The organism is Paenibacillus sp. P4_A7, from assembly GCF_056402455.1.
This window is the reverse complement of sequence record NZ_JBFUHJ010000017.1, coordinates 39,084-47,510: the sequence shown is the minus strand read 5'-3', so window position 1 is coordinate 47,510 and position 8,427 is coordinate 39,084. Positions and strand designations below refer to the sequence as shown.

Below are 8,427 nucleotides of genomic sequence, written 5' to 3'. Positions count from 1 at the left end.
TGCAAGGCCTAACCGCAGCGACCGATGAGGAAATGCGAGAGATGATTGACCTATTGGAAGTGACCGATGCGGATACTGGTTTTATGCATGAGGGTTTTCATTCTGATGATCCGAGCCAATTTACACGAAAATGGTTTGCATGGTCGAACAGTCTCTTTTCGCAGCTCGTTAACCATGCAATGTTGAAAGGTATTTTGTAACTCTTCTAGTTTTTTTGTAACTCTTATAGCTTTTGAAACTTCAATATATCTTGTAGCTATTAGCAGCTCTAGTGAAATCAAATTTGAATGATAGGATAGGTGGAAGCGATGAAGGTAGGTCTTAGCACATATAGTTTGTTGAACGCTTTAAAGTCAGAGGAAATGACAATTTTGGACGTTGTCCAATGGATTGCTGATAATGGCGGTGAGCACATGGAGCTTGTCCCTTACGGTTATACAGTCGAGGATAATGTTGAGTTAGCGGATGCAATCCGTGAAAAAGCGAAATCAGTAGGCATTGAATTGTCCAACTATTCCATGCCAGCTAACTTCGTACAGCCAACAGAAGAAGCCTTCGAGGAAGAAATGGCACGTGTGAAAAGACATGTCGATGTCGTAAATCGGATGGGTATTAAGCATATGCGCCACGATGTAACAGCCTTTACTTTGCCGAAGGAATGTATGACGATCGCATGGTTTGAGGAAAGCTTGCCTCTGATTGTTAATGGGAGTCAGATCATTGCCGATTATGCCGCACAGTTCGGTATTACGACTACGATCGAGAACCACGGCTTCAGCGTGCAAGCGAGCGACCGCGTTCAACGTGTCCTTCATGCGGTAGATCGTTCGAACTTCAAGACGACGCTTGATATCGGGAACTTCATGTGCGTAGATGAAAACCCGATTATCGGGGTAATGAAAAACTTGCCGTATGCGTCACTCGTCCACTTCAAAGATTTTTATTTCCGTTCGTATGACGAAAATCCTGGCGACGGGGTATGGTTTTCTACAACTCATGGAAACTACCTGCGCGGAGCGATCGTAGGGCACGGTGACATTCCGATTCGAAAAATCGTGAAACTGATCAAGGAATCAGGTTACGACGGCAATATAACAGTAGAATTCGAAGGTATGGAAGAATGTAAATCCGCTTCCAAGATAGCTATGGACAATTTACGCCGCTTCTGGCAAGAGGCTGACGTTAAGCAATAATCTGAGAGTGAGGTTATTTAGTTGGGCAGAAGACTTAATATAAACGATAATTGGCGTTTTCAAAGGGAGCTTGACAGCTCCCTTGCTGGGGCGCAGCAGCCTGATTATAATGATGCAGCATGGAGGCAGGTAAATCTGCCCCATGACTGGGGCATCGAGTTGGATTTCAATCCGGAATCTCTCACTACTCAAGAGTAAGCCAATTGAATGACAAGATTCTTGAATATATTAAACGATCTCAAAGTTAAACCTACAACATATTACGTGGAAGAGATATATAAATTGGGTATTATTAAAAGCAATGATTCCAAAGATGCAATATCGATTTATAGTCATTACTGTTGAGTAGATTTTGGGGCATCTCTTATAGAGGTGCCTTTTTTTCTATTTCTTTATTTTCCTTTTTAAAATTATATATGTGTTCCCCTTTCTATTCGACGGGAATTTGAAATGACTTCCAAGTGTCTACTTGTATAGTATAATCGATTAAAAATAGTCTATGGCTCTGTTCATAGTTACAAATAAGGAGTTGTGTCATAAATGACAATGGAACAAGTGCAAACGCTGGAACGAGAGGAAACGAAATTGGTTGGGTACTCGGTAACCGCTTCGTTAAACGAAGATCTAGAATCCGGAATTATTGGAAGATTACGCGAAGAACTTTTTGGCAAGCGACATGAGATTGCAAACCAATTAGATAATGAAGGGATTTACTTAGTTCAAGTTTACTCAGATGATGAATGGACGYCTGATGTTCCGTTCGTAAGTATTGTTGCGGTAGAAGTTAGTGTTTTTGCCCATATCCCTGAGGGATTAGTTCAGCATACTATTCCGGATGGGAAATATGTGAAGGTTACTCATCAGGGAACCGAATCCACAATAGGAGATACCTATGATTCAATCCGAGATAAAGGAATCTGCAGTTCTCGGTCTTTTGATTTCGAGTATTGGGTTAATAGGGATTCGCTTGAACAAGAAGAGGGCACTATTGACATATATTTGCCCTTGGAAGCTTAAGCCGAGGCAAATAACAAAAGTGGGATGACAAGTATAGGTAAATAGATAGGATATCACTTTGAAAGTACATATTCATCTTACGGCTTGGAGGTTATGATCATTTAGTTTCACTTTGTGAAATAAATGAGAGTAAATGCGGAATTAGAGACGAATTAGTTTCAGAAAATGCACCTAATTCGCTGGAAAGAGGGGTGGAGCTATCGAATCCAGCGATTTAGTTCATCCACTGAAACTAAATCGAAGCTCATCCTTTTGTAGCCTTATTTAATATCAAATATTGAAACTAAAAGGTTTAGCAGATATAAAAGCGGACAGTCATTCGCAACGCTTATTTTGTAAGCATTCTCTTCATGATGAGATGCGGTCAATGACAATCGAAAGTTTTATCGACCATTGGCTTTGGGAAATGACATTCCATTTTGGATTCGATGACTCAGAGTCTAGTTAAAAGATGATTCTTTATAGTAAGTAAAGTGTATCACCTATCTAGTTGGATTTTTGTTATATAGGAGGGGCTGGGCTAAACGCTGGGAAATGGATCTTATCTGAGATGGAGGAACAATAAATGAAGTATTCTATCTGGATTGAAGCTGAAGAATGGGAAGCGGGATGGGACATACACGATGCTACTTCTGATGTAATCGTAAAATTTGAGGATGGGTCAAGATGGGTTGCATCATTTTTTACATATAAGTACATTCAAACAATTGTTGAAGAGAATCGGCAAACTGGCGAGTGTTTACAAGGTAAATATTATTGGAGCAGTGATATGCTGCTTGTTGATGAATGTAGTCGTACTCGCATTGAGGAAGTGATAGAACATCTAATCGCTGAAGATCATTTTGAAAGTATATTTGATAAATGTGAAGATTCAATAGATGAGGGAGAAACAATAAAGGTAATAAAATCACCAAGTGAGAATTATAAGGTAATTGTTGATAAATTTATGAATGGTTCTTATACTTTGACAGTTTATATATGGGTACCTGAAGAACAACGTTATAAAGAGATATATGAGCAAGCGGTTGAGAATGAGGATAATGCCATCCAGTATGCCTATGTGAAGCTTGGTGAATGTTCAGGTGAAATAATCAAGTTTACATGAAAGTACTATTCATGGGAGGTATTAATCCTTTTGGGCAAACTGCCTTGTTATTTTAAAAGGAGGAACAATAGTTGAATATTCTATGGGACTTCGATGGCACGCTTTTTGATACGTATCCTGCATATACACAGATATTAAAACAAGTTTTAGCAGTAGAAGCTGATAGTGATGAAATCTATGCTCAATTAAAAATTTCATTTTCTAATGCAATTGAATTTTACAAACTAACTGCCAAGCAAATTAAAGAGATTGATAGATTAGAAAGTGAATTGTCTGCAGTTCAGATAAAGCCCTTTGTTGGAGTTGAAGAAGTCTTGAAATTTGCAAGCAAAAATGTAATCATGACACATAAAGATAGAAAAGGTGCTTTAGCTATATTGGAACATTACGGTTGGGATAAATATTTTATTGATATAGTAACCATTGATGACGGTTTTCATCGAAAGCCTGACACGTCAGCTTATGAATATTTGCATAAAAAACACTATATTCATTTAGCAATTGGTGACCGGGAGATTGATATTTTACCAGCTCAAAAATTAGGGATTAAAACTTGTCTTTTTCAAAATAAAAGCCAAGCAGCTGATTATAATCTCAACGATTACTCTGACTTTTTTGATTATGGCTTTAGTAGTTCGGCTGGTAAGTATAGAAAGAAAGCTAACATTCATTAGGAAACAGCGGAATTTTAAACTGACTGAATTCTCTTTATTCGTTATGTATTAATGAAAAAGCATATCATTTTATTTTGAGGTGACGAAATTTGAATAATGAAATTGGACGTTTAGATGAGCGCCTATGCCCATTGTGTGAACGAGAGAACCATTGTAGTGTCCAAAGCGGGGAATGTTGGTGTTTTCACACAAAGGTGCCGCAAGAGCTGCTAGATCGGATACCAGTAGAACTAAGAAATAAAGTCTGTATTTGTAGCAAATGTGTGGAGGAATTCGAAACTCAAAAACTACGAAACTGAATAACTCGATGTTAGGTGGGAGTTAAAGATCAAAAAGAATATTTGGAATTAAAAGTATATCAAGAAAACGAAAAGGCTCTTGGATTTTATTTGAAAAATGGATTTAATATTTCAGGAGAATCAATGGATGAAAACACTTCTGCTAAAGAGTTCATTATGACTTGGAAAAGAGAGCAGTGTTCAAATGAATAGTCAATTATATAAGAAGGTGAGGTAAAATGACCACATACTGGTCACTCCAGACTGAATACTTCTGGGAAAGGTTTAAGAACCAAGGTTTTTTAGAAGGAACTGGTGAATACGCCATGTTTCCCAAGGAATATCAATGGATGATGGCTCAAATGGGACTAAGGCTCTCAAATTATAAAGGAGAATTCCCAATATGGTTATGGTTAATTAAACCCGATATGCGGTCTTCTGGTCATTTTATGAGTAACACATCCTGTGTTCGACTGCGGATAGAATTAGATGAAAAGGATKTTTTGGTTTCTGATTTTGTAGATTGGCATTCTGTTCTAAATGATTCTTTTAACGCTGATAATGAAGTAGAATATGATGAATATTATGATGGCAAATTAAATATAACAAAAGAGGATAGCTGGAATCGGATATTAGAATTAAATAGAAACAGAGATCCTTATTGGTGTGGGACGCAAGATAGATGGCTTCAAGGTGTTACAGGTAGAATTTCTGTTGAGAAGGTTAAGAGAACTGAACACTTCATATCTAGAAGGCAAAGTAAGGTTTAAATATACTTTTTGCAGGATGAATACCTGACGAAAAAGAGAAGTCTAGACAATATTGGTGGGATATCTAAAGGATGATCATTTTGAAGTATAAAGATATCGTGAAGATTGATGAACAAGGATTGTACTACAAGGATAATGATCACAATGAGAAGTTTATTGATTTTGAAATATGTAATAGTAGATTTGTGAAATACATGGTAGAACAAAATAACATATCAATTGAAGAAGCAGAGGACTTGAAGCAGCGTAGTAAAACTGTAGCTTGGCGTGATGTAACAGCGAGGCCGATGTACATTGAATTCTTAAGTGACCCTCGAATAAAATTTGATTTCCCACGTTCATTATTTTGCCTTAATCCTTATCGTAAATTCTCCAAGCTAAGACAAGACATTATTAACGTTGGTTGGACCACATTCGATTTAAGTTAACGCGTTTATAACCAAATATAGAGGGATAACGAACGGAGTGAGCAGCTAGTTAAGCTATTAACGTGTGGAATTACATATTTGCAACTTGTCTAGACGCATTATGAGCGATCCTGTGTAAATGATTATTCTTTTTGTGATTGCTAATGTACTTTACACTAACTTCAACTTCTGGAAACCTATTATTCAAATTACTTAGAGAAGATAATATTTCATCTCTTGCATTTTCAAGATGCGATTGTGGAAAGTAGTCTTTTGATAAAATTCGGGTTATAGAACTACAATCAGTAAATATGATTGCAGCTTTCGGTCGATGTTCTTCTAATGCTTTAGTGAGTAATTCAAGACTGTAAACGATAGCAAGTAATTCGCCATAATTTGAACCTCCGTCTTGTTCGATTAAAAGTTTCTTGGAGGTAACATTTATAGTTCGATTGTAGACTATACAGCAAGCTACACCATAATCATTATGTGTAACAAAGCCAGCGTAATCGCAGTAAAGGAACATCATACCTTTATTCAGAATGTTTTGTCTCAAACTAGGATTGGCATATGCTTTTTTTATTAATAAGTCCAGGGTTGAATCCACGGATTAATAATTCTCCTTAAATGAAGATAGTAATGAGTGAAGGGTTATTCGATAAGGATAAACGTATAGAACAAGTTTTAAACATATGCGTAAAAAAGTTATAATTCATATGATTTATTGCTTACATATAAAAAAAAGTCAGATCAATTGATGACCTGACCTGTACGACGGAGGCTTGTAAATGGCGGTTTTATATAGTATGGTTTCAAACCAAAACTAGTGCCAAATGAGATTATTTCCTCTTGTCAATATAGGTTAACAGTGTGAGTATAAATAACCCAAATGCAAACATGATTGAAAGAGCTTGAAATATATCCATGCTTACAACCTCCACCTTTCTAGTGAGGTGTCCGCCGTGTACAAGTCGTCTTATGTAAACATAATGTATATTGGGTATATATGGAAGTGTATAATGAACTAAATAGATGTAAGTGTTTATTCTACATAAAGTGATAAGAAGGCAATGTATGCTATAAATATGTAGGATTAATGTGATTTATCATGGGACATTAGCAGGTGAGGGATATTTTGCATTCGAGTAATTAAGACTACAAATATAGATAACAGTGTATTAATGATCATGTAGTTCGAACACACGGTAGTCAAATTATAATAAAAAATTTATGATTGGAAGCACTCCTTTGTTAAGTGATTAACTTATCATAACCCTTAAAGTCATTACTATCCGGAGTAATGTGAATGGTTAATCGTTTCAGATAAAGGATATTTAGGGAGTGACAATGAAGGAATAAATAAAGAGCCTGAAGCGAACCTTAAACTCGATAGCGTCACTGTTTGATAATCGAGGAGGTAGGATTAATGTTAAGAATTATCGTATTAGCAGCACTATTACTGATAACTGGTTGTACGAGTAATGGCAACATGACACAAAAGCAAGTGACCCCTAATCAAGTGCCCCCTAAGCCAATACACCAAACACGTATTGAAACGCATGCCCACACTGCTACACCGAATTCAATCTTAACACAGGCATCTTCAACAGCATCGGATCGGGTAGGGAAATCATCTATTATGATGAAACAAGCACCAATTGATCCTTCAAACTGGTTTGATTGGTTAAATGGTCAGTTACCGGTAAAAACACCAACCAATCAAGCTCCAATTACTCAAGCACCAACCAATCAAGCGCCAACGAATCAAACACCAACGAATCAAACGCCGGCAAAACAGCCAGCAGATCAAACAAATAATGCATCTCAATTTGAACAGCAGGTTTTGGATTTGGTTAATAAAGAAAGGTCTAAAGTGGGGTTGAACTCGCTTAGTATGAATAGTAAATTGTCGAATATGGCGATGGTCAAGGCAAAGGATATGTACGACAACAATTATTTTGATCATAATTCTCCGACACATGGGTCTCCATTCGATATGATGAAGAAGTTTGGGATCACATATACCACAGCAGGAGAAAATATTGCAAAAGGCCAAGGCAGCCCTACTCAAGTTATGAATGATTGGATGAACAGTCCAGGACACAAAGCCAATATTCTGAAAAATAGTTTTACCCAAATCGGGATAGCTTATTATAACGGAGAATGGGTTCAAGAATTTATTGGCTAACCACCGTTTTGAATACTATAAGTTGTAGAAAAAGAGCCGCTTAGCGAACAATAAGTTCGCAAGCGGCTTACATATCGAGCATGCTGTTAATCGTAACAGTATGCTGAGTCATATTAATCGCCATCAAAAGCTGACGTTTACTCATTGTGATTAGAACACAGCAAGAAGCTAAAGCCATCCATAGGGTCGGTCTTCGGCTTTATTTCTGAAAGATATGTAAATAACTTGACACCGATTTAAAAACACTATATATTATTTTATGTGTTAATGAAAGTTTAGTTTATAAATAGGCGAAAGCCCTTATGTATCATGCGGCCATGGCGGAATTGGCAGACGCGCTAGATTCAGGTTCTAGTGGTGTAACAACCGTGGAGGTTCGAGTCCTCTTGGCCGCATCCTTAAAGCACTTTCAAGGGTTTTGGGAAGCCTAGAAATCTAGTGGGCTAACCAGAACCCTTTTTTGCTCACCTAAACCACTTTCTTACGGTACGAATATGCCGATAAAGGAAGTGTTTTTTTTGTTGCTCAGCGTGATACGATTCGGTGGGAATCGGCGAGCGGCAAGGTATCGATTGAGGTCGTTGTTGAAAAGATGCAGGTAGATGGGGAAGGGAAGGTAGGCGGTGCTTACCTTCCTATTTCTTGAGCAGTTTTGTCACTCGATGTCCCGCTGACCGATATGTAAAAAATCAGAATGAAGTAAACGACAAGAGGTAAAGATCAGACCAGATGAAGTAAAATCCACGCATTTGCAATCATCCAGTATCCGCTAGAATAAAGATTGAGTTACTTTGG

At 37.4% G+C, this 8,427-nt stretch carries 13 protein-coding genes and 1 tRNA gene; 12 read left to right on the top strand and 2 right to left on the bottom strand.

What is annotated here, in order from left to right; genetic code table 11:
* The 10 genes from AC1DWN_RS04880 to AC1DWN_RS04835 form a co-directional block, all read left to right on the top strand.
* Window positions 1-200 (top strand): glycoside hydrolase family 125 protein (locus AC1DWN_RS04880; protein WP_477557814.1); only part of this gene is annotated, 200 nt, incomplete at its 5' end.
* Between the two features lie 108 nt (window positions 201-308).
* Window positions 309-1,193, top strand: a complete 885-nt coding sequence (locus AC1DWN_RS04875; protein ID WP_477557813.1) for a sugar phosphate isomerase/epimerase family protein — start codon at window positions 309-311, stop codon at window positions 1,191-1,193.
* A 21-nt stretch (window positions 1,194-1,214) separates the two neighbouring features.
* Window positions 1,215-1,391, top strand: coding sequence for a hypothetical protein (locus AC1DWN_RS04870; RefSeq protein WP_477557812.1), 177 nt, complete (start codon window positions 1,215-1,217; stop codon window positions 1,389-1,391).
* Between the two features lie 342 nt (window positions 1,392-1,733).
* Window positions 1,734-2,210, top strand: a complete 477-nt coding sequence (locus AC1DWN_RS04865) for a GyrI-like domain-containing protein (protein WP_477557811.1) — start codon at window positions 1,734-1,736, stop codon at window positions 2,208-2,210.
* Between the two features lie 565 nt (window positions 2,211-2,775).
* Complete coding sequence (locus tag AC1DWN_RS04860) at window positions 2,776-3,315, top strand: hypothetical protein (protein ID WP_477557810.1); 540 nt, start codon at window positions 2,776-2,778, stop codon at window positions 3,313-3,315.
* A gap of 71 nt (window positions 3,316-3,386) precedes the next feature.
* Window positions 3,387-3,989: an HAD-IA family hydrolase gene (locus AC1DWN_RS04855; RefSeq protein WP_477557809.1), complete on the top strand. Its 603-nt coding sequence runs from the start codon at window positions 3,387-3,389 to the stop codon at window positions 3,987-3,989.
* A gap of 89 nt (window positions 3,990-4,078) precedes the next feature.
* The gene (locus tag AC1DWN_RS04850; RefSeq protein ID WP_477557808.1) at window positions 4,079-4,288 is read left to right on the top strand and encodes a cysteine-rich CWC family protein; all 210 of its coding nucleotides are present in this window, start codon (window positions 4,079-4,081) and stop codon (window positions 4,286-4,288) included.
* Window positions 4,289-4,303: 15 nt separating this feature from the next.
* Window positions 4,304-4,480: a GNAT family protein gene (locus AC1DWN_RS04845; protein WP_477557807.1), complete on the top strand. Its 177-nt coding sequence runs from the start codon at window positions 4,304-4,306 to the stop codon at window positions 4,478-4,480.
* Between the two features lie 26 nt (window positions 4,481-4,506).
* On the top strand, window positions 4,507-5,037 hold the full coding sequence (locus AC1DWN_RS04840) for a DUF3841 domain-containing protein (RefSeq protein ID WP_477557806.1): 531 nt from the start codon (window positions 4,507-4,509) through the stop codon (window positions 5,035-5,037).
* 80 nt (window positions 5,038-5,117) lie between these two features.
* The gene (locus AC1DWN_RS04835) at window positions 5,118-5,465 is read left to right on the top strand and encodes a hypothetical protein (protein ID WP_477557805.1); all 348 of its coding nucleotides are present in this window, start codon (window positions 5,118-5,120) and stop codon (window positions 5,463-5,465) included.
* A gap of 70 nt (window positions 5,466-5,535) precedes the next feature.
* Here the strand turns inward: AC1DWN_RS04835 and AC1DWN_RS04830 are convergent, their stop codons facing one another.
* Together AC1DWN_RS04830 and AC1DWN_RS04825 are read right to left on the bottom strand one after the other, a co-directional pair.
* Window positions 5,536-6,051, bottom strand: coding sequence for a hypothetical protein (locus AC1DWN_RS04830; RefSeq protein ID WP_477557804.1), 516 nt, complete (start codon window positions 6,049-6,051; stop codon window positions 5,536-5,538).
* Between the two features lie 232 nt (window positions 6,052-6,283).
* Window positions 6,284-6,370, bottom strand: a complete 87-nt coding sequence (locus tag AC1DWN_RS04825; RefSeq protein ID WP_268760193.1) for a putative holin-like toxin — start codon at window positions 6,368-6,370, stop codon at window positions 6,284-6,286.
* 500 nt (window positions 6,371-6,870) lie between these two features.
* On the opposite strand from AC1DWN_RS04825, the gene AC1DWN_RS04820 reads away from it, so the two are divergent.
* Together AC1DWN_RS04820 and AC1DWN_RS04815 are read left to right on the top strand one after the other, a co-directional pair.
* Window positions 6,871-7,632 (top strand): CAP domain-containing protein, encoded by a 762-nt coding sequence (locus AC1DWN_RS04820; protein WP_477557803.1) that lies wholly within the window; start codon window positions 6,871-6,873, stop codon window positions 7,630-7,632.
* 311 nt (window positions 7,633-7,943) lie between these two features.
* Window positions 7,944-8,027 (top strand) — tRNA-Leu (locus tag AC1DWN_RS04815).
* Window positions 8,028-8,427 lie beyond the last annotated feature (400 nt).

Bases quoted from the DNA above. Each gene is read 5' to 3' on its own strand.
- AC1DWN_RS04860 (WP_477557810.1), top strand. From the start codon at position 2,776: ATGAAGTATTCTATCTGGATTGAAGCTGAAGAATGGGAAGCGGGATGG.
- AC1DWN_RS04820 (WP_477557803.1), top strand. From the start codon at position 6,871: ATGTTAAGAATTATCGTATTAGCAGCACTATTACTGATAACTGGTTGT.
- AC1DWN_RS04825 (WP_268760193.1), bottom strand. From the start codon at position 6,370: ATGGATATATTTCAAGCTCTTTCAATCATGTTTGCATTTGGGTTATTT.
- AC1DWN_RS04875 (WP_477557813.1), top strand. From the start codon at position 309: ATGAAGGTAGGTCTTAGCACATATAGTTTGTTGAACGCTTTAAAGTCA.